General features: G+C 46.3%; 17 protein-coding genes. 12 read left to right on the forward strand and 5 right to left on the reverse strand.

What is annotated here, in order from left to right:
• Window positions 1-399: 399 nt before the first annotated feature.
• Window positions 400-1596 carry a cation:proton antiporter gene (locus GL182_RS15510; protein WP_163380687.1) on the forward strand — a complete coding sequence of 399 codons (1197 nt, stop codon included), beginning with the start codon at window positions 400-402 and terminating at the stop codon, window positions 1594-1596.
• Between the two features lie 31 nt (window positions 1597-1627).
• On the opposite strand, the gene GL182_RS15515 is transcribed toward GL182_RS15510, so the two are convergent.
• Window positions 1628-2848 carry a DSD1 family PLP-dependent enzyme gene (locus GL182_RS15515; RefSeq protein WP_163380688.1) on the reverse strand — a complete coding sequence of 407 codons (1221 nt, stop codon included), beginning with the start codon at window positions 2846-2848 and terminating at the stop codon, window positions 1628-1630.
• A gap of 198 nt (window positions 2849-3046) precedes the next feature.
• On the opposite strand from GL182_RS15515, the gene GL182_RS15520 reads away from it, so the two are divergent.
• The 9 genes from GL182_RS15520 to GL182_RS15560 all read left to right on the forward strand — a co-directional run bounded on the left by GL182_RS15520 (window position 3047) and on the right by GL182_RS15560 (window position 10377).
• Window positions 3047-4069: a zinc-binding alcohol dehydrogenase family protein gene (locus GL182_RS15520; protein WP_163380689.1), complete on the forward strand. Its 1023-nt coding sequence runs from the start codon at window positions 3047-3049 to the stop codon at window positions 4067-4069.
• A gap of 59 nt (window positions 4070-4128) precedes the next feature.
• Window positions 4129-5187, forward strand: coding sequence for a CNNM domain-containing protein (locus GL182_RS15525; protein ID WP_163380690.1), 1059 nt, complete (start codon window positions 4129-4131; stop codon window positions 5185-5187).
• Window positions 5188-5202: 15 nt separating this feature from the next.
• A complete protein-coding gene (locus GL182_RS15530; RefSeq protein ID WP_163380691.1) occupies window positions 5203-5790 on the forward strand; it encodes a Crp/Fnr family transcriptional regulator in 588 nt (195 codons plus the stop codon).
• An 88-nt stretch (window positions 5791-5878) separates the two neighbouring features.
• Window positions 5879-6271, forward strand: coding sequence for a VOC family protein (locus GL182_RS15535; RefSeq protein WP_163380692.1), 393 nt, complete (start codon window positions 5879-5881; stop codon window positions 6269-6271).
• 3 nt (window positions 6272-6274) lie between these two features.
• Entirely contained in the window at window positions 6275-6751 is a 477-nt protein-coding gene (locus tag GL182_RS15540) for a DUF4199 domain-containing protein (RefSeq protein WP_163380693.1), read from the forward strand.
• A gap of 94 nt (window positions 6752-6845) precedes the next feature.
• Window positions 6846-8153 (forward strand): DUF2254 domain-containing protein, encoded by a 1308-nt coding sequence (locus GL182_RS15545; protein WP_163380694.1) that lies wholly within the window; start codon window positions 6846-6848, stop codon window positions 8151-8153.
• 92 nt (window positions 8154-8245) lie between these two features.
• Complete coding sequence (locus GL182_RS15550) at window positions 8246-8839, forward strand: hypothetical protein (RefSeq protein WP_163380695.1); 594 nt, start codon at window positions 8246-8248, stop codon at window positions 8837-8839.
• Window positions 8840-8841: 2 nt separating this feature from the next.
• A complete protein-coding gene (locus tag GL182_RS15555) occupies window positions 8842-9450 on the forward strand; it encodes a hypothetical protein (protein ID WP_163380696.1) in 609 nt (202 codons plus the stop codon).
• Window positions 9451-9900: 450 nt separating this feature from the next.
• A complete protein-coding gene (locus GL182_RS15560; RefSeq protein ID WP_163380697.1) occupies window positions 9901-10377 on the forward strand; it encodes a Dps family protein in 477 nt (158 codons plus the stop codon).
• 1 nt (window position 10378) lies between these two features.
• On the opposite strand, the gene GL182_RS15565 is transcribed toward GL182_RS15560, so the two are convergent.
• Together GL182_RS15565 and GL182_RS15570 are read right to left on the reverse strand one after the other, a co-directional pair.
• The gene (locus GL182_RS15565) at window positions 10379-11866 is read right to left on the reverse strand and encodes a DUF1501 domain-containing protein (protein ID WP_163380698.1); all 1488 of its coding nucleotides are present in this window, start codon (window positions 11864-11866) and stop codon (window positions 10379-10381) included.
• Window position 11867: 1 nt separating this feature from the next.
• Window positions 11868-14990: a DUF1553 domain-containing protein gene (locus tag GL182_RS15570; protein WP_240469851.1), complete on the reverse strand. Its 3123-nt coding sequence runs from the start codon at window positions 14988-14990 to the stop codon at window positions 11868-11870.
• Window positions 14991-15267: 277 nt separating this feature from the next.
• On the opposite strand from GL182_RS15570, the gene GL182_RS15575 reads away from it, so the two are divergent.
• Window positions 15268-16113 carry a flagellar motor protein MotB gene (locus GL182_RS15575; RefSeq protein WP_163380699.1) on the forward strand — a complete coding sequence of 282 codons (846 nt, stop codon included), beginning with the start codon at window positions 15268-15270 and terminating at the stop codon, window positions 16111-16113.
• 509 nt (window positions 16114-16622) lie between these two features.
• Here GL182_RS15575 and GL182_RS15580 read toward each other — a convergent pair.
• On the reverse strand, window positions 16623-18017 hold the full coding sequence (locus tag GL182_RS15580; RefSeq protein WP_163380700.1) for an FAD-binding oxidoreductase: 1395 nt from the start codon (window positions 18015-18017) through the stop codon (window positions 16623-16625).
• A gap of 77 nt (window positions 18018-18094) precedes the next feature.
• On the reverse strand, window positions 18095-19027 hold the full coding sequence (locus GL182_RS15585; RefSeq protein WP_163380701.1) for an RNA polymerase sigma factor: 933 nt from the start codon (window positions 19025-19027) through the stop codon (window positions 18095-18097).
• Between the two features lie 476 nt (window positions 19028-19503).
• Here GL182_RS15585 and GL182_RS24405 point away from each other — a divergent pair, with 476 nt between their 5' ends.
• Window positions 19504-19632 (forward strand): hypothetical protein, encoded by a 129-nt coding sequence (locus tag GL182_RS24405; protein WP_262889344.1) that lies wholly within the window; start codon window positions 19504-19506, stop codon window positions 19630-19632.
• Window positions 19633-20003 lie beyond the last annotated feature (371 nt).

Genomic DNA, 20003 nt, shown 5'->3' on the forward strand with positions numbered 1-20003 from the left:
ATGTGTTTTCCTTTTTTTAACCACCTAAGCCACATAAGCAGCCATAAACATATCGCAGCTCCTTCCATGTCCTTATGTTCCTTATGTGGTTTTCTTTTTTTAACCACCTAAACCACCAAAGCAGCCATAAATATATCGCAGCTCCTTCCATGTCCTTATGTTCCTTATGTGTTTTCCTTTTTTTAACCACCTAAGCCACATAAGCAGCCATAAACATATCGCAGCTCCTTCCATGTCCTTATGTTCCTTATGTGGTTTTCTTTTTTAAACCATAAAAGGCTTCCCTTTGGAAGAGGAAACTTTTAATTTGAAATCATTTATTGTAAATTAAGCCATTGCCAAACTTCTTTATGATTTTTAGGGTTTGGATTATTCATTGGAACAACAAACCAACCCTGCATGACTTTGCCAATAATAATTGCCTTGTGTATCCTGATGTTGTCTGCCTATTTTTTCGACATCACCTCAGCAAAAACGAAAATTCCCCCGGTGATCCTGCTTTTTGCTTTGGGCTGGGCAGTCAATCAGCTGGCAGAGATTTTCTGGCTGGGAATCCCGGATCTTTCTAACGTGTTGCCCTTTCTCGGAACCATCGGCTTGATCCTGATCGTCTTGGAGGGGTCGCTGGAATTGGATTTTGACCAATCCAAGTTTTCGTTTGTGGGGCGAACCGTGCTTATCGCCATTTTGCCGGTCTTGGGACTGAGTTTTTTGTTTGCTTTTGCCTTTATGCAATTTGCTGATATCAGCTTAAAGGTAGGACTGATCAATGCAATTCCCATTGCCATCATCAGCAGCGCGATCGCCATCCCTTCGGTGAGTAACCTGTCGGCAAAAAACAAGGAATTTGTGACCTATGAAAGCAGTCTTTCGGATATTTTTGGTGTCATCTTTTTTAATTTTCTGCTGGAAAACGAACGGATCGGAGCGGGATCCATCGGATTTTTTCTGGGAGAAATTGTGCTAATTTTGATTATCACCTTCTTTGCCAGCATCATTTTGGCCTTTTTGTTGAGCAGAATCAAGCATCCGGTCAAGTTTGCGCCTATCATACTGGTGATCGTCTTGATTTTTGCCGTTTCTGAGCTTTACCACCTGCCGGCCTTGATTTTTATCCTGTTATTTGGTTTGTTTATTGGCAACCTGGTCCAACTCCGGCATTTGGTGGTGATTAAAAACCTGCACACAAAGAGTTTTAAAAAGGAGGTCAAGAAATTCAAAGAGCTGACCCTGGAACTGACCTTTTTAATTCGAACCTTGTTTTTTCTTGTATTTGGTTTTCTGATCGATACCAGGGAGTTGATCAACACGGAAACCCTGATTTGGTCGGTTTCCATCCTGCTGGGTATTTTTCTTGTGCGAGGCCTGGTGTTAAAGGTATTTAAGATCAAATTGTTGCCCCTGATTTTCATTGCGCCGCGGGGTTTGGTGACCATTCTGCTTTACCTGAGCATACCCGGCGGAGCGGCCATCTCCCTCGTCAACGATTCGCTGATCATTCAGGTGATCATCCTTTCCTCTCTTGCCATGATGCTGGGCATGTTGACAGCCAAACCCAAACCCAAACCTGCCGAATCCACCACTGGGAGTTCCTGAGGCTTTTGGTTTGACTGGCAGGCTGCAGTTTTTAGCGGGACATGCCTCTGGCCAGGATGGGAATAATGCTTTCCACCTTCCCCCGGCGGATGCCATAGATCCGGTCGTATAGATTGATGGCAGGGTCGCAATGGGGCACAATCACCTCCAGTTTATCTCCTACCGCATAGGATTTGTTGGCCTGAGAAAAAGTAATGGTCCCATATTCATCTGAACCGGCATTGTAGGTAAAATCCGGTTCGCCGATGACGATTCCACTGGGTTTATTGATGGTAAATGCCTTGGCTCCGGAATCGGTGATCAGCCGATTGGGATGGTTGGTATTGATCACTGTGGTCATGACAGTCAGGGAGGGGTCAAAATCAACGTAAAGGTTTTCGTTGTCCCTGCTGCCGATGGCCATGTACTGGGCATCCATGAAGAGGTAGCTGCCTACCTGTACATCTGTGAATCCAGGAATATCCTCCATCATGTCATAGGTACCCGTGCCGGCGCCGCTAAAGATTTCCACATTCAGCCCGGATTTTACCAGGCTTTCGTAGGTAGCTACTACCGGTTCAAAAGTCTGAACAGTCCTGGCTTTTCTTGCAGCATGGCCTTTCACATGTTGGGCGCCCCCATCATAAGCCAAAATTCCCATAAAGCGCAGGTTGGGAGAACGGTCGATTTGTTGGGCCAGCTCCAGTGCAGGTTTTCCGGTAGGTACTCCGGACCTTCTGATCACATCCAGGTCCACCACCACCTCAGCCACAATACCTGCTTCCCTGGCTGCTTCCTGAAGATCTCGTGCATTGATAGGATTATCTACGGCCTGAATAAATCCGGGGTGTTTTTTTCTCAGCGCCATCGCTTTCCTGATCTTCTTCGGGCTCACATTTACCCCTGTCATCAGCACATTCGAAATGCCATTTTCCAACATGATTTCCGATTCGGACAATTTGGCGGCGCAAACGCCGAGGGCACCCGCCTCCATTTGTCGTTTGGCCAGGAAAGGGCTCTTGTGTGTTTTGATATGGGGTCGTACGCCAATCCCTGTTCCCTGAAGTCTTTGATGGACCTTTTTGAGGTTGTACTCCATGACTTCCAGTTCCAGGCAAAGCGAGGGAGTTTCCAATTCCCATTTGGAAAGCCCGATTTCATCAGAGCTGATGAGAGCAGCTTGCGAAGCCCTGTTTTGGCCCGGAAGAAATAAGGCAGTACCTGCCAATCCGGTATAGTGGAGGAATTTTCTGCGGTTAAAGCGATGTGCCATGTGCTGTGGTTTTTGTGTTTTTTAAAAATAAGGATTTTAGCTGAATGAAACATCATCATTTGATCAGCCATGTGAAAAGCTGTTATGAAAAAGGTAATCAATGGCATTGAAATAAGAGAAAAATTGATCTCAGAACTGCCCAAAAAGTTTATTCTTGCTTGAAAATAACCTATATTCAACCTAAATTAAAAGTCAAACATGCAGCAAATTGCCATTGTAAAGTATGGAGCGGCCTGGGAAGCTTTTGAGCTTCAGCAGTTTTCCCAGCCTGAGCTGGCACCAAATGAGGTGTTTGTTCAGGTGGAGGGCTTTGGGCTAAACTATGCTGATGTGATGGCGCGAAATGGCTTGTACAAGGAGGCTCCTGAAATTCCTTTTGTTCCCGGCTATGAGATCGTGGGTCAGGTTACCGATACCGGTGCCGGAGTACCAGATAGCTTCCTCGGAAAACGGGTGGTGGGTTTTACCCGTTTTGGGGGATATGCAGACTTTGCAAGGGCTGATTACAGGGCCATCGCAGTATTACCGGAGGATATTCCGGGAGGGGAGGCCTGTGCCCTGGCCACCCAATATTGCACCGCCTATTACATGACAGATTACCTGAGCCGCCTGCATGCCGGAGAAATAGCCCTGATTCACGCTTGTGCCGGAGGAGTGGGCACGGCCCTTACGCAATTGTGTCAGCGGAGTGGTCTGAAGGTGGTGGGTTTATGCAGTTCTGGCGATAAAATTACCTATCTGGAAAAAATGGGCGTGGACTTTCCTATCAATTATTTGGAAGTAAATTACGCACAGGCCATTGAGAAGGAATTTGGGAAGCGGAAAATGGACCTGATTTTTAACACGGTGGCGGGCAAAAGTTTCAAAAAGGACCTGAAGTTGCTCTCCCATGGCGGTCGCCTGTTTTGTTTTGGCGGTTCGGCCAGAACTGGGCAAAGACCCCATTTGATCAATGACCTGGCTTTTTTATTAAAGACCGGTTTTGTCAGTCCGCTTTTTATGATGATGAAATCTCAGGGCATTATCGGGGTAAATATGTTACGCCTTGCAGATCACCGCATCGATATCATTGGCCATTGTTTGCATGCTTTGGTAGATTTATGGGAAAAAAATGAAATACGACCGCAGGTGGGAGCTACTTTTAAAGCAACGGATATAGCAGCGGCACATGAATTGCTTGAATCAGGTACCAGTACCGGGAAAGTTTTCGTTTATTGGTAAACCCGTCAACCCCCACAGCCAAAGCCTGATTGTGGCATAGAAGAATTTAATCGAAATAGATGATACTCTTGTTTTTATATTTGTTTTTGGCCATTGGGGTCTCTTTTGTATGTTCCGCTCTGGAAGCATCTTTACTTAGCATCACTCCTTCTTATATAGAATCCCTCAAGCAAAAAGGGAAAGGATATGGAAAGGAACTGGAAAAGCTTAAATCAAATGTTGACCGACCGCTGGCAGCCATATTGAGTTACAATACCATTGCCCATACGGTAGGCGCTGCAGGGGTGGGAGCCCAGGCAACCAAAATTTTTGGAGAGGCTTATTTTGGAGTCATTTCAGCGGTATTAACACTAGCGATTTTGGTTTTATCCGAAATTTTTCCAAAGTCCCTGGGAGCTACTTATTGGAAAAAGCTGGCGCCTGTAATTGGAAAAATGCTAAACTTCATGATCCTGTCCATTTATCCCCTTGTTAAAATGTCCGAGTGGATGACCCGTTTTTTTAAAAGTGAGGATGAAAACAAGACTACCCGGGAGGAAGTAGCAGCCCTGGCCAATATGGCGACTCGTGATGGCGTTTTTGAAGAAAACGAGTCAAAAATCATTTACAACTTGGTTCGGTTTCGTTCGATTTTTGTGTATCATGTCATGACACCCCGGACGGTCACGGTGGCCTTGGAGGAAAATACGAGTTTAAAGGACTTCCTATTAGATACCAGCATCAAGAAGTTTTCCCGGATTCCCATTTATGAGGAGCGAATCGATCAGGTAACGGGCTATATTTTGAAATACGATGTGCTGGAAAAGCTGGCTCAGGACCAATTTGGCTACGTCCTGAAGGACCTGAAACGTAAGATCCTCGTTGTACAAACAGATGATCCCATACCGGAGGTATTGGAGATACTGATGCAAGCCAGGGAGCACCTGGCCATGGTTACCGATGAATATGGTGGACTGGCAGGGATTGTGACCATGGAGGATATATTGGAAACCCTCCTGGGATTGGAGATTCAGGATGAAACGGATGGGGTGAAGGACATGCAGGAACTGGCCAGAAGCCAGTGGAAGGAGCGGGCACTCAAAATGGGATTGTTCCCTCCGGGAGAAAATATAGATTAAAAGTAACAACGGATCATGAAGTATCCTTCCTGCCTTTCTGAAATATATGCGCATCCGGGTATAGACGAACTGGACCTGAGCAGCATTTACACGGCTCATGAGCAGGTTTTTTTTAGCAAAGGGGAATTTATACTAACAGAGGGTCAACTATCCAATGCCTATTATTGCCTGGAAAATGGTTTGGTCAGGGCATTTGCCAAAAGCGCAGAGGGAAATGAGATTACTACTGCTTTTTTCAGCCCAAATGAAATTGTCATAGAAGTGGCCTCCCTTTTTTTAAGGCAAGCTACCAGGGAGAACATTCAGGCGCTCAGTGACTGTGAATGCTGGATGATCCGCTATGATGCCTTTCAGGACCTTTTCGAAAACATCAGCGGTTTTACCGAATGGGGCAGAAGCTGGATGTCCAGGGCACTTCTGGCCAATAAGCAACGGTCTTTGAGCATGATTACGGATACGGCCACCAACAGGTACCTGAAGTTGCAGCAAGAGCACCCGAAGGTACTTCAGATGGCGCCATTGAAATACATCGCTTCCTATTTGGGCGTGACCGATTCTTCCCTGAGCAGGATCCGAAAAGAAGTTGCTTTAAAGGGGTATTGATTTCTTGTCCTATGACAAGTTGATTTAACTATGGATCACTTATTTTGTGCTATAATTGTATTCAAAAAAATCATTAACCAAAGGTAACATGGCAAGAAATGTAAATATAGGCACCTGGTTTGAAATCTATGTCGGAGACATGGATCGGGCCAAAAAGTTTTATGGCACTGTTTTGAATGAGGAAATGGTCGATATGGAGCTGCCGGAAGGCTCGGAAGAGGGAATGAAAATGGTATCTTTCCCCTGGGTAGAAGGGGCGGCCAATGCCAGTGGTGCTCTGGTGAAATCGGATAGCATGCAGCCCGGTGCCGGTGGCACGTTGGTTTACCTTACCTGTGAGGACTGTAAGGTAGAAGAAAGCCGGGTAGAAAAGGCGGGAGGAAAAGTCGTTCAGGCCAAATTTCAGATTGGAGAACACGGATTTTGTTCCATTTGCATGGATACGGAAGGGAATGTTTTTGGCCTCCATTCTTCAAAGTAAGCCATGAAAAAATATCGCATTGAAATCAAATGGGGAATTATTTTTTCTCTGATGAGCCTGCTTTGGATGGTGTTGGAGCGGGTGACAGGTCTTCACGACCAGCACATTGAGCAGCATGCCACTTATACCAATTTTGTCGCCATTCCAGCAATTACCCTGTACGTATTGGGTCTTTTGGAGAAAAGAAAAAAACATTATGGGGGATACATGAGTTATGCTCAGGGTTTCAAGGCCGGTATGATCATCACTTTGGTAGTCACTGTTTTGACCCCGCTGACCATGTGGCTCACCCTTTCAATCATTACCCCGGATTTTCTAGACAATGCCAGGATCTATGCCGTTGAATCCGGTAAAATGGAGGGGGAAGCCGCTGAAAACTATTTTTCTTATGAGAACTATATTGTACAAAGCATAGTGGGAGCACCCATCATGGGCATACTGACCTCCGCCATTGTGGCGATATTTACCAGAAAAAAGTGAGCCCACTGCTACAGGGACAAAGCTATCCTGCTTTGAGGATTGGAATTGGCTTGTTTTTTGGGTACCTTCCCTGAGGAAATTTCCCCGTACTTGCATGAAAAAAATACTGTTTTGGTGGTCAGAACTCAAATCTACTTTTTGGTTTGTTCCCGCTTTTATCATTTTTATTGGTATTTCTTTGGCCATAGGACTGGTGTATTGGGACAGCAATGCCGAATTTGATCCCAGTGGAACAATTAAATTTTTTTTCCCGGGTAGTCCCGATGCAGCCAAAGGGATTCTAACCACCATTGCGGCAGCCATGATTGGGGTGGCAGGAACCGTCTTTTCCATAACCCTGGTAGCCCTTACCCTGGCGAGTAACCAGTTTGGGCCTCGGCTGGTGAAAAATTTTATGTATGACAGGATCAATCAAACGGTGCTGGGAACCTATGTATCCTTGTTTATTTATTGCCTGATCGTACTCAATACCGTGAAAGATACTGGGGAGATGCAGTTTATCCCATTGTTTTCCGTGGCCTTTGCCTTGCTGATGGCCATCGCCAATATTGTCTTGCTGATTGTTTTTATTCACCATGTGGCTACCAGCATACAGGCCGATTTCATCATTGGCAATATTTCCGCAAAACTTTCACATAACCTCACCCGGCTTTTCCCCCAGGATATGGGAGATGGAGCTGAACAGTATCAGCAGGATCCCGAACAGGTTAAAGAAGGGTATGCCGCTTCACAAGTCCTGACCTGTGGCTTTGATGGTTACCTGCAGTACATCGATAGCGATGCCTTGATGAAAATGGTCAGTGAGAAGGATGTCTTTTTGGAGTTGTATCATCGCCCCGGAAGTTACCTGGTGAGGGGGCTTGAATTAGGTAAGGTCTACGCAAATAAAACCCTGGAGGAAGAAGAACTGGATGGTATGCGGCAACATTTTTTGGGAGGAAAAACCAGGACGCCCCAACAGGATGCTGAACATGCCATTCACCAGATGGTTGAAATTGCCGCCCGGGCACTTTCACCGGGAGTAAACGATCCTTACACCGCCATTTCCTGTATCGATAACCTGAGTAGCAGCCTGGCCTATCTCACCACCATACGTTTTCCCTCCCCCTATCGGTTAGATGAATCCGGTACCCTGCGCATACAAGCAGATGTACTTTCCTTTGAGGGCGTGATGAATGCTGCTTTCAATTCCATCCGGCAGTTTGCCAAAGGCAGTCCTTCGGTGATTATCCGTTTGATGGAGGCCATGGTGACCCTCAATAAATTCGCAAGGACGGATGAACAAAAGGAAGCCGTAAGGAAGCATGCGGTCATGACCTGGAACCTGGCCAAGAAGAAATTTGACGAAGGAAGGGATTTGGAAGACCTGGAGGTGCGTTTTAAAAAAATAAACCAAGGTTGATTTCCTACATCACCGAAATTTTTCGTAACATTGCATTTTAATTTGACTGAAAGGACCCCTGCTAACGGGGATTGAATGAATCTGGAACTTACGTGCATATCATTTTTACTGTTTTCACATTTGTAAAAAGCAGCCTGTTTTTATTGGTACTCTGGGTAGGGATAGGTGTTACCGGTGTTCAGGCACAGCAGTATTCCATAGCTGCCCAGGCCGGAATGTTTACCCCTATAGATTATGGACGATATGAGGCGGCCCGTTTGGGCTATTTCACGGGACTGAGCTTTGATTACCGGTTACCCGGGAAGCTTTCCCTGGGATCTCATTACCAGTATGGAACATTTTCCTATGCTCCAAACACCGGCAGCCAAACGGGATTACCGGACAATTCCTCCGTGCAGGTCCACCTGATTTATTGGACTTTGCAAAGGCATTTTTCTTTGGGAGGGGATTGGCACCTGGCAGTGGGAAGCGGCCCGGGCTTTTTCCTGGCGAGCTACCCGGATGAGAGAGATGGACAGACAGGTTTGCCCTTATTTAGCCGGGACTTTAGCATGCCCATTTTGCTCAACCTGTCCAAGCCCTTAGGCAATGTTGGAACGATAGGCGTGAAATCCGGATTGTTTTTTACGCCATTTTATGCCATTGGAGGTTTCCATTTAGGTCCTGAAATTCGTTTCCACTTTTAGAGATGAAAAACAAAACAAAAATTTTATTCCTGCTGATGCTTGTCCTGGGACCTATAATCTTGCGTGCCCAGGAGCTGGATAGCCGGCTGGGTCTGGGCTCCTTTAGCCTAAACCGGGATTATGGCTACGAGAGGCCCGCAGTGGGATGGTATGGTTCGCTGGCCCTTACCTACGATTATTCATCGGAATGGACCATGGGTACGGTATTTAACCGCTCCTTCAATGTATATTTTAGGGAATCCGTGGCTGAAACCCCATTACTTATCGGAAATTTGCCGACAAGAGCAGAGGTCAACTCCGATCACTTTTCCTTTATCTTTAGCCGAAAAATCCCCTTCCCCCTTGGCTTGAAGGGACAAATTGGTTTGGGGCTGGCAATAGATGAGAACCGGTTTTACCAACCCATCTTATTTGACGAGGAGCAGGGGGCATACAGAGGATTTAATCTGGTAGAACAATATCAGGTAGGACTTATTTTTCCCGGACAAATCGCCGTGCGAAAGGCTTTGGGTAATCGCTGGCACCTGGGCCTGCAGGCAGGCGTTTTTTTGGATCAGCACTTTCGCATGCGCAGCAGCTTTTGGGGACCGGAGCTGGGTTACCGGTTTTAATAACCTGAGTTTGATTATTAAATTGTTCGGATTTCGGGTGCTGGTCCTTTCCTAAGTAAATGAGCAATTGCCTGAAAACGCAAAGCATCTAATTAACCATCCAAATCTCATTTTTTGCGACTCCCCCCTTTTTAAGTGGGCTAGGCTAGGGGGATTTTATCGGAAATATCAATTTATAAAAAAATATATTTGGTAATATTGCAAAAAGGCACCAATTACCCCCTCATATTTAAGGGAGATTTAGCAAATCTGCTTTTTATATGTCTGTTTTAAGGATGGTACTGGCTGGTAAAATAAACGCTATATAGAATCGAACTCAGGTTAATAACACCTATAATCAGAATACCTGCCAGCTTTTATTTTTCTTTTGGCGCAATAGTCTGGACGAAATAAGTTAAATTTAAAGACACATAAAAAGAGAATAATCATTAACCTATACTCGATCAAAAAATGGAAAACCTAAACGCAATAGGCCTGGACATAAAGCGCTCAGAAGAGCTGGCTAAGAAATTGAATGTATTACTGGCCAATTATTCCATCTTCTACCAGAATACCCGTGGCTATCATTGGAACATCAAAGGGGATAAGTTCTTTGAACTTCACCTGAAATTTGAGGAGTTGTATACCGACCTGCAGGTAAAGATTGACGATATCGCCGAACGGATTTTGACCCTGGGACATGCGCCCCAGCACCGCTATTCCAAATACCAGGATGCCTCAGCCATCAAGGAAAGCCAGGAAGTCACTGACGGGATGAAAGCAGTTGACAACATCCTTTCTTCCCTGAAAAGTATCCTTACCCTGCAGCGGGAATTGCTGGACCTGTCCGGTGAAATCGGAGATGAAGGCACCAATGCCCTGATGAGCGATTACATCCGGGAACAGGAAAAACTGGTTTGGATGTATTCTGCTTTTTTGAAGAAATAAATCAGACAAACAAGTCATTGACCACCTTTCCGGCCACATCTGTGAGCCGGAACCTTCTTCCCTGGTGTTTAAAGATGAGTTTCTCATGATTCACGCCAAAGAGATGTAACAGGCTGGCATGGAAATCATGCACATGTACGGGGTCGCTGGTCACATTGTAGCCAAAATCATCTGTGGTGCCATAGCTGAAACCAGGTTTGACTCCGGCACCAGCCATCCACATGGTAAAGCACCTGGGGTGGTGATCACGCCCATAATTGTCGGCGGTGAGCGTGCCCTGGCTGTACACCGTCCTGCCAAATTCTCCGCCCCATACCACGAGTGTATCTTCCAGTAAGCCCCTTTGTTTTAAATCTTTGATCAATGCTGCGGTGGCCTGATCGGTCTTGGCACACTGGTTTTTGATTCCTCCGGGCAGGTTGCCGTGCTGATCCCATCCCTGGTGGTAGAGCTGAACAAATTTGACATCCTTTTCGATGAGTTTTCTGGCGAGCAGGCAGTTGGCTGCATAGGTACCCGGATCCCGGCTGTCCTCTCCGTACAGGTCAAAAACCCAATCCGGCTCGTCAGACATGTCGCTTACCTCGGGGACAGAGCTTTGCATGCGAAAGGCCATTTCATACTGAGAGATGCGCGCATTGATTTCCGGGTCCCCATAGGTGTCGTATTGCAAGCCATTGAGCTCCTTGAGATAATCCAGCATTTCCTTGCGGTCCTGGCCTTCGTAGTTTTCAGGGTTGCTCAGGTACAATACCGGATCTTTTCCAGAGCGAAACTGTACGCCCTGGTGTTGGGAAGGCAGGAAACCATTGCCCCAAAGTCTGGCATACAAGGGTTGGTCCCTGACGGCATTTTTAGATACCAATACCACAAACCCGGGTAGGTTTTGGTTTTCAGATCCCAAACCATAGGACATCCAGGCACCCATGGAAGGCCTTCCAGGTAATTGGTGGCCTGTTTGCATAAAGGTAATCGCCGGGTCGTGATTAATCTGTTCGGTGATCATGGATTTGATAAAGCACAATTCGTCTACCACCTCCGCCGTATAGGGCATGAGCTCGCTTACCCAGGCCCTGCTTTGTCCATATTGTTTGAAATTGAAAGCAGATTGAGCCACCGGAAAAATGCTTTGGTTGGCACTCATACCAGTCAGGCGTTGTTCTCCCCTGATGGACGCAGGCAGGTCTTTGCCATGCATATTATTCAGCTGTGGCTTGTAATCGTACAGGTCCAGTTGCGATGGCCCCCCGCTTTGAAAAAGGTAGATGATCCGTTTGGCTTTAGGCGGGTGGTGGGGGAGCCCCGAAAGTCCCCCTCCGGGATCCAGATTTTTTGCCAACAGGCCATCCTGGGTAAAAATAGAGCCCAGGGCCAAAGCACCCATGCCCATGGCTGTCCGGGAAAGAAAATCCCTGCGATCCATCTTTTTTTCCAGTTCATGGAGTTCGGGAATACCTTGAAAGCGGTGTTGTTTATGGTGATGACACATGTTATCTTTTGGTTATGGTCGCATCCGAATTGAGAATGGCACTGGCTACTACCGTATTGGCTGCCCAATCCAGCCGTTCTGGTTTTTCCTGAACCGGATAGGAGCCTGCACTTAGCCAGCCTTCCATTTTTTCGGGTGAGCTTTTGAATTTATCGAGCTCATTGTCTCTTAAAGCCAATAGCACTTCTATTTCCCGCTCCTGGGCAGCTCTTCCGGTGAGTTTTCGGAAAGCTTCCTGAATGCCCTGCCGGGTATCCTGATGACGGGAAATGGTGGCCCCCAGCACCTTGGCAATTTCTACGTAAATGGGGTCATTCATCAATACCAAAGCCTGTAGCGGGGTATTGGTTTCCTGTCTTTTGATGGTGGTTTCTGAACGCTCCGGACTGTCAAAAATATGCAAGGTGGGGTGGGGTACAGATCGTTTCCACAGGGTGTATAAACTCCTCCGGAACAGGTTTTCACCGGTATCTTCGGTGTATTGGCCTCCATTGACTGACCAGAGGCCCTCTGGTTGGTAGGGTTTAACACTGGGGCCGCCGATGCTCTTGCCCAGCATGCCACTGGCCAGTAGCGCATTGTCCCGGATCATTTCACCTGGCATCCTGCCGGATGGTCCCCGGGCCAGCCAGATATTTTCCGGGTCCTTTTCCTGGAGCTCCGGGCTGGCCACGGAAGATTGTTGGTAGGTTTCAGAAAGGACGATCATTTTCTGAAGGCTCTTCACATCCCATCCGGATTCCCGGAAAGTAACCGCCAGCCAATCCAGCAGTTCCGGGTGGCTGGGCATTTCTCCCTGGTTGCCAAAATCTGCCGCCGTAGCTACCAGCCCTCTTCCGAAAAACTGTTGCCAAAGGCGGTTCACCGCAACCCTGGCCGTTAGGGGGTGTCGCTCATCGCACAGCCATTGGGCCAGGCCAAGCCGGTTTTTTGGGAGCTCACTGTCCATGGGTAAAACGGATGCCGGGGTGCCAGCAGTTACCTCTTCCCCATGGGCATGGTATTCCCCCCTTTCCAACACATAGGTGGGCCGCTTTGGCTCCATGTCCTGCATGATCATGACTTCCTGTATGGGCTCTATTGCAGCAGCATGCTCCATCCGGATGTCGGTCAGCTTTTTTTGTTGGCTCAGGTAGGCCGGAGAAAGGTTCGACCAGTAAAACGCCTCAAGTGCCTTCCTGTCCTCCGGGCTTAATTCTCCCGGGGCCTTTTGGCGCAGGCTTGTCAAAAGGTCCGGCTGCAACCAATCCATGATTTCCAATGCGGATAGTTCCTTGTCAAATACCATCAAATCATCAACCGCCGCTCCTTTTAGCCCCTTTCCTCGCCAAACGGCACCAATTTGAATACCTGGCTGATTGTCCCGGTCAAACAAAATGTCCTTGTACAGATTGTCCTTGGTCGTCTCGCTGGCCATGAGCTTTCCATTCAGGTAAGTTTTGAGGCCAGCTGCTGTGGAGGAGCCATCGTAGGTCATCAGGAGGTGGATCCATTCATCTCTGGGTACTCCTTCCAGTGTCAGGTTGCTGAGCACATTGTAGGGAGCCGTATGGGCAAGTATCATTTCCAGCTTGTTGTCTTTCAAATACAAATGATAACCCCGCCGGTTGTACAAGACGGCGCCGTCACCGGTATGAAAAATGGCTCCGTTATCCAATTTTGCAGGGATGTTTACCCAGAGTCCTACGCTAAAGGGCTGGTCCTTGGAGAAGCTCCCGACGCCGCCCATTTTCAGCCAGGCATCCCCATTTAGCGAGGCCGCCTTTCCCCGGTAGCCATCCACCAGGGGAGGTTGTTTGCTTTTCTCCCCAATGCTTTCCATAATGCCGGTAAGGGATGGATTGACCCGATCCCGAATGGGAAGCTCGTCAAAACCAAAATGCGCAACCAGCGCAGCCGAAGGCCTGTAAAACCGGATATCCTGGTACCCCTGTCTGTTTATCCAGGCATCAAATTTCCCTTTTTCTGAACTTTTGATAGCCGCCAGGTCTTTTTCAGCTCCTTCAATGTTTTTTTCCAACATCCCCAGCAATGCATCCTTTTCCTCATCAGTCCAGAGCATGGTAGGTACCGGCATGGCATTGTCCCAGGAGATCTGACCGGCTTCATCTACCTGATTGAAAAAACTGCTCAATTCAAAATACTCTTTCTGGCTTACAGGGTCGTATTTGTGGTCATGGCAGCGGGCACATTCCAGGCTCAAAGCCATAAAGGCTTTTCCCAGTGTATTGGTGCGGTCGGCTACATATTCCACCCGGAACTCCTCCTGAACGATACCACCCTCCATGTTTTGGGGATGGATCCGGTTAAAGGCAGTCGCCAGCATCTGGTCTTTGGTAGGATTGGGCAATAGATCTCCCGCCAGTTGTTCCAGGACGAATTGATCATAGGGCATGTTTTGGTTGTAGGCTTTGATCACCCAATCTCTCCAGGGAGACATGTCCCGGTATCGGTCCACCGTATAGCCATGGGTATCGGCAAAACGGGCCACATCCATCCAATGCATGGCCATTTGTTCACCATAATGTGGAGATTCCAGCAAGCGGTCTACCTGTTTTTCGTAGGCCTTTTCTGAATCATCGGCTAAAAAAGCATCCAGTTCCTCCAGGGTAGGGGGCAAACCGGTGAGGTCCAGGCTCAGTCTTCGGAGCAGCAATTCTTTGGCTGCTTGCTCCTGAGGTTTCAGCCCATTCTGACTCAGCTTTCTGGCGATAAACAGATCAATAGGTTGTTCAGACCAATGGCTGATGTTTTCTTCGGGTAAATCGGGCTTTTTCGGAGGAATAAAGGCCCAGTGCTTTTTATACTCGGCTCCTGACGCAATCCATTTGACAAGTATGGCTTTTTCTCTATCGGAGAGGGTAAGATGAGATTCCGGGCTGGGCATCAGGTAGGCTGGATCATCAGAAAGGATGCGGTGAAAAACTTCACTTTTCCCGGGTTTTCCCGGTTTGATGGGGATAAGGCCGCTTTCTTTTGATGGAGCATAGGCGGCATCTGCCAAGTCCAGCCGGATGCCAGCCTCCCTGGCGGCTTCATCCGGGCCGTGGCAGGAAAAACAGTTGTCGGAAAGTATGGGCTTCACATGTATGTTAAAATCCAGCTCCTCCGGCAATTCCGCCATGGCGATTTCAATGTCTTCCGGCAAATCTGACTTGCACGAAAAAACCAGGAGTATACAAAATATGCATAAATAACGGAACAACATTAATTGACACGGGGCTATTTGATTGATAATGTTAAAACTAATCGAAATTTTACTCTCTTCCCATATTTTCATAAAATAATAAGCCCTCTGATGGAAAGGCAACTTCCATAAAACAGGTTTGTAAAAGCTGAGATCAGGATTGGCCCTGTTTTTGAGTGGGGGCGTTACTATCGATAACCAACGAATAATTACCATGAAAAACCTACATTTTATGATTGCTTTGGTGGCAATGGGAAGCCTGGCTTCCTGTGTCTCCAAAAAGAAATACACTTCCCTGCAAGGGGAGTTGCACAACACCCAGGTGGAGCTGGCGCAAACCAGCACTGAAAAGGAGGCCCTGGAAGCCAAATTTGAACAAATTGAAAACAGGGTGGCGGAATACAACGCCAAAATCAACTCCCTGCGGGATACCAACGTTTCCCTGCAGGAAGAAAATGACGCAAAATTGGATTTGACAGGCAACCTGCTCATGTCCAATAACGGCAGGGAGCAGCTCCATGCTACCCTCCAAAAGGTTGATCCTGAATTGCTGGCTGGTGCCCAAACCATGGAGGACTCCGTAAACCTGGCCATTCGCCATAACCTGATGGGAGCCATCAGTGCAGGAGACAGTACGCAGGAAGATGACATTATCATTGACATTGACAAGACGGTAGTCATGATTTCAGTGTCAGACCGCTTGTTGTTCAACACCGGAAGTTACCGGGTAAATAACAATGCCCATGATTTATTGGAAAGGTTGGCAGAAGTGATAAAGAGCGAGCCGAGTATCGAAGCCATGGTGGAAGGCCATACCGACCCCAGGTCTATTTCCACAGCTGTCGTTCAGGATAACTGGGACCTGAGTGTCAAAAGGGCAACGTCCATTGTAAGAAAACTGGTGGAGGACTACGCTGTTGCTCCTGAGCAACTGATTGCAGCTGGAAGAAGCAGTTTTTTTCCGGTGGTAGAAAATGACAGCCCGGAAAACATGGCCAAAAACCGCAGGACGCGGATCATATTGATTCCGGACCTGGATATGTTTTTTGCTTTGATGTAAGGATTTAAAGCAGCCCGGTCATTCGATCGGGCTTTGTTTTTTACCGGTTATGCATTTTTACCGATAGGAAGGGTTAAGGCGCAGACGCTGCTATCAGCTTTCGTTTCTTTGAAACGGATTTTTTTATTGTAGAGGACCGGCATTTGTCCTTTCCATTTTTTCCAACAGGTGTTTTCCAGTTGCGCCACTTGCGCCTAAAACCAATGATGTCATAGGATCAATGATAATGGTAACTAACTTAAACGCTTTAAATGGAAAATTAAGGGCTCATTTTCAGCGGCTATCATCCCATGCTTTTGAATGATGACATACCGAATTTAAAAAAAACCAAAGACGTATGGTGACCTCTTTGAAATTTTGCACAAACATCCGCTTAATCAATTGAATGAACGATCGTGAGTAAATCAAGACCTACGCAAGTATTAATTCATAGGTCTGTTTTGAAGAACTTGTGTATGATTAACCGATGAGATTTCCCGTAGACATTGACATTATTGATTTAAATTAGATTAAAAGAGGATGTGGTCCGGGTCGTATTGTCTTTTTATCTCCTGTAGCTTAAGATGATGCCTGCCAAGTGCTGCTTTTAGGTTTTCAGGACCTTCATCTTCGAAATTCAAATAAGAGTGGCCTTCGGAAAGGGAAAGAAAGTTTTTTACGGCCAACCTGGTCCAGGCTATATTTTTATCATTGGAGAGGTGCTTTTCCCAATTCGACTCAATGCCCAGGAGGTAGCCTGAATTCCTATGAGGATAGGCAGATTCGGACGGTCTGACCTTGTCAATGGCTCCCCCTAATTGCCAAATATCAACCGTAGTCAATTTGGAGGGCCTGTTTTTTCCTAATTCAATAAATTTTTCTATCGACTGATCCGAGAGTTCATTCAAGAAAAGTGATTTCCAGTAGTAATTCAGTTTTTCTTTGGGATAATCTGCATCGAAATTGGTTTGCCAAACTGTATATTTAATTGGACCACTTAAATCAGCGATCGGCTTGCTGATCTTCCGTAATGGTTGAAAAACCCGCTCCCCTTGCTTTTTATCGCCTGCATACATACCAGCAATTAATAAATAATCCTCTCCGTGGCTTTCTTTAGGAATAAAAGGTTCATCGGGTAAGGTGCCATAGATCAGGAAGGTGCTAGCTTCCTCAACTAATGTGGGTGCAAGTTCCCGATAAAATTCCAGAATTTTTTTAGTTTCTGTAGCAGGATAAAACACCATGCATACCATTACTTCCGGTGGGAGGGGACAAAGTTTGAAATGAAAGGAAGAAACGATACCATAACCACCACCGCCGCCTCTAATGGCCCAAAATAAATCCGAATGGGAATGCTCATTTACTTGCAGGATTTCGCCCCGCGCAGAGATTACTTCCGCTGACAATAAGTTGTCGCAGGAGAGGCCATATTTTCGGCGCAACCAGCCCATGCCTCCACCTAAAGTCAATCCTGCAACGCCGGTGGAAGACACCACGCCTCCCGGCACGGCAAAATGATGTTTTTCAGTCTCTTTGTCTAATTCAGCCCAGGTAACCCCAGGCTGCACAATAACTGACCTTGATTCCAAATCTATGCGGATGTCTTTCATGTCGCTCAAGTCAATCATCATGCCTTGGTCCAGCACAGCGGTACCAGCGACATGATGGCCACCACCTTTAACTGATACTGATAGTTCATGGTTTCTGGCAAATTCCAAGGCTTTTTGAATGTCTCTTTTATTATGGCATTTTGTAATCATGACCGGTCTACGGTCGATCATTCCGTTCCATACCTTACGTGATTTTTCGTAATCTTTGTCGCCAGGTAATAGTAGGTTTCCTTTAATAGCGGTTTTATAATCCCTTAATTCCTTCCCGGCCAATGTTTCTGAAGTTAATTGACTTAATGTTTTTGAATTTTCCATAATACTCCTTTTGAGTGCAGTTCAACTGCATCGAATCAAATCTTTTTTAAAAGGGATACCTGGGAATGTTCAAAAGTTCATTTCCGGAGCACTTTTTTTCTGGAAGCATAATGTGCATGGATTTTATGTATTTTCTTTTTGTGGTGAAAAAACACAAAACCACCTTCAGGAGGGCATTGCTCCGGTTTATCTGGAGGATTGATTATTGGACCCTCTACCAGGGTAAGATTTCCTGAACTGATGATATAATTCGGTTTAAAACGGACCCCTGTCAATAAGTCGATATCCCACTCTGCAGCCCAACGCTTGAGTCCACTCTCCATTTTTCCACTAGAAAACCGGATCTGAAGGTCTTTCTCAAACAGGGAAAGAAATCGACTCCTATTTCCTTCGTAAAAATCAGTCCAGGCAGTCTGGATTCCTCGATCATCAGCCGCCAGGTTTCCCGATGTTGAGCCCTGAGAACAGTCCAGGTAAGTCTTGAGTTCTTTTTTAGCATTTGCCAGTCTGCTTTTTACCGTCCCGGGTGGAATATTCAGTATATTTGCTATCTCTTTGTAACTATTAAAGTCACTGTAAAACCGCAGTAAAATTGCAACCCGCTTTTCTTCATCCAGATGGGAGAGCATTTCTAAAAGGTGGTTTTCATTACCCTCTGCTATCATGCCCTCTTCTATGGAAGGAATGGCATGCAGAGGGTCACTGCTTAATTGTGGCAACTTTTCAGAAAAACAAAATTTCAACTGGTCTCTTTGAATTAGCAGGCATTTGTTTTTCAAGATGGTATGCATCCAGGTGTTAAATTTACAAGGATCTTTCAACTGATGGATTTTTGAAAAAGCAGTGATGAATGATTCATGTAAGACGTCCTTTGCCTCTGGACTGTATCCAAAGTACAGGAGGGCTTTGGCATAAAGTGCCGGCCTAAGGTGTTCAAATAAGCAGGTAAAGCTTGCCATGTCCCCCTTTTGGGCTTCTTTGATCAATTCGGTTTTCATTTGCTTATGCATTTGACTAAATTTTAAAAGATCAGAAATTCCACTGCCACCAATGTTAGGAAAGTCCAGGGGACGAAAAGTAAGAAAGCGGAGTACAACAGAAAAAATTTAAATTGATTGCCGGAGTTTGGTCTTCTTCCTTCCAACTTGTGAAAGTAGCCAGCCTCCAAATTATAGCACCAAGACCCTTCCCTTTGCTATTTTAAGGAATTATCACCCATTTTTGTTCCCCTTTCCGGTCTACTCTTCTACGATTTAGGCTTCTGCTCGTTAAAGACCTTCATATAAAGGCAAATGAGTTAGAAATTTTTGAATTGATCCGTTAAGAATGAGTAGCTTTTCAAGCCAGTAGGGCTGGACTTAAACAGCTGTACGCTGGCGCAAATTGAGCATTAAAGCTTGCCATTGATTTCCATAAGTTCCTTTACATATTGAATCCTGTAATTTTACGTGGAGAAACCAATAACCCTGTCTCAAAGAAATAAAAAATGGATAGAGAAGCCTGGCATCCTGGCCCAAGCCTAAAAATGTCCTATAAACGGCATGTCCTCCCGCTGGGGCTTCCCGAATCCTCCCCTCTGGTAGCCCTGCTTCGGGATAAACTTCTCGCCCATTAAAGTGCATAAACCAAGAAAACCTTGTTCCAAAGAACAAGGTTAAAAATAATTACAGACCTGCCCTGCATCCTGGCCCAAGCCTAAAAATGTCCTATAAACGGCATGTCCTCCCGCTGGGGCTCCCCGACTTGGTCTCCTTAGGTCGCCCGTCGGGGTAAACTTCTCACCCCATGAAATATCTAAATAAAAAAAGATCGCATATTATTATGCAACCTTTTCTAACTTGGTGATCCCGCTGGGGCTTCCCGAATCCTCCCCTCTGGCAGCCCTGCTTCGGGATAAACTTCTCGCCCATTAAAGTGCATAAACCAAGAAAACCTTGCTCCAAAGAACAAGGTTTCTCTTTTTTGTGATCCCGCTAGGGCTTCCCC

This window comes from Cyclobacterium sp. SYSU L10401 (genome assembly GCF_010993705.1).
In the GTDB taxonomy this organism is placed as follows: domain Bacteria; phylum Bacteroidota; class Bacteroidia; order Cytophagales; family Cyclobacteriaceae; genus Cyclobacterium.

What these genes read in the sequence shown, in the direction of transcription:
- GL182_RS15510 (WP_163380687.1), top strand. Translation starts at nt 400, where the DNA reads ATGACTTTGCCAATAATAATTGCCTTGTGTATCCTGATGTTGTCTGCC.
- GL182_RS15515 (WP_163380688.1), bottom strand. Translation starts at nt 2,848, where the DNA reads ATGGCACATCGCTTTAACCGCAGAAAATTCCTCCACTATACCGGATTG.
- GL182_RS15520 (WP_163380689.1), top strand. Translation starts at nt 3,047, where the DNA reads ATGCAGCAAATTGCCATTGTAAAGTATGGAGCGGCCTGGGAAGCTTTT.
- GL182_RS15525 (WP_163380690.1), top strand. Translation starts at nt 4,129, where the DNA reads ATGATACTCTTGTTTTTATATTTGTTTTTGGCCATTGGGGTCTCTTTT.
- GL182_RS15530 (WP_163380691.1), top strand. Translation starts at nt 5,203, where the DNA reads ATGAAGTATCCTTCCTGCCTTTCTGAAATATATGCGCATCCGGGTATA.
- GL182_RS15535 (WP_163380692.1), top strand. Translation starts at nt 5,879, where the DNA reads ATGGCAAGAAATGTAAATATAGGCACCTGGTTTGAAATCTATGTCGGA.
- GL182_RS15540 (WP_163380693.1), top strand. Translation starts at nt 6,275, where the DNA reads ATGAAAAAATATCGCATTGAAATCAAATGGGGAATTATTTTTTCTCTG.
- GL182_RS15545 (WP_163380694.1), top strand. Translation starts at nt 6,846, where the DNA reads ATGAAAAAAATACTGTTTTGGTGGTCAGAACTCAAATCTACTTTTTGG.
- GL182_RS15555 (WP_163380696.1), top strand. Translation starts at nt 8,842, where the DNA reads ATGAAAAACAAAACAAAAATTTTATTCCTGCTGATGCTTGTCCTGGGA.
- GL182_RS15560 (WP_163380697.1), top strand. Translation starts at nt 9,901, where the DNA reads ATGGAAAACCTAAACGCAATAGGCCTGGACATAAAGCGCTCAGAAGAG.
- GL182_RS15565 (WP_163380698.1), bottom strand. Translation starts at nt 11,866, where the DNA reads ATGTGTCATCACCATAAACAACACCGCTTTCAAGGTATTCCCGAACTC.
- GL182_RS15570 (WP_240469851.1), bottom strand. Translation starts at nt 14,990, where the DNA reads ATGGCGGAATTGCCGGAGGAGCTGGATTTTAACATACATGTGAAGCCC.
- GL182_RS15575 (WP_163380699.1), top strand. Translation starts at nt 15,268, where the DNA reads ATGAAAAACCTACATTTTATGATTGCTTTGGTGGCAATGGGAAGCCTG.
- GL182_RS15580 (WP_163380700.1), bottom strand. Translation starts at nt 18,017, where the DNA reads ATGGAAAATTCAAAAACATTAAGTCAATTAACTTCAGAAACATTGGCC.
- GL182_RS15585 (WP_163380701.1), bottom strand. Translation starts at nt 19,027, where the DNA reads ATGCATAAGCAAATGAAAACCGAATTGATCAAAGAAGCCCAAAAGGGG.
- GL182_RS24405 (WP_262889344.1), top strand. Translation starts at nt 19,504, where the DNA reads ATGGATAGAGAAGCCTGGCATCCTGGCCCAAGCCTAAAAATGTCCTAT.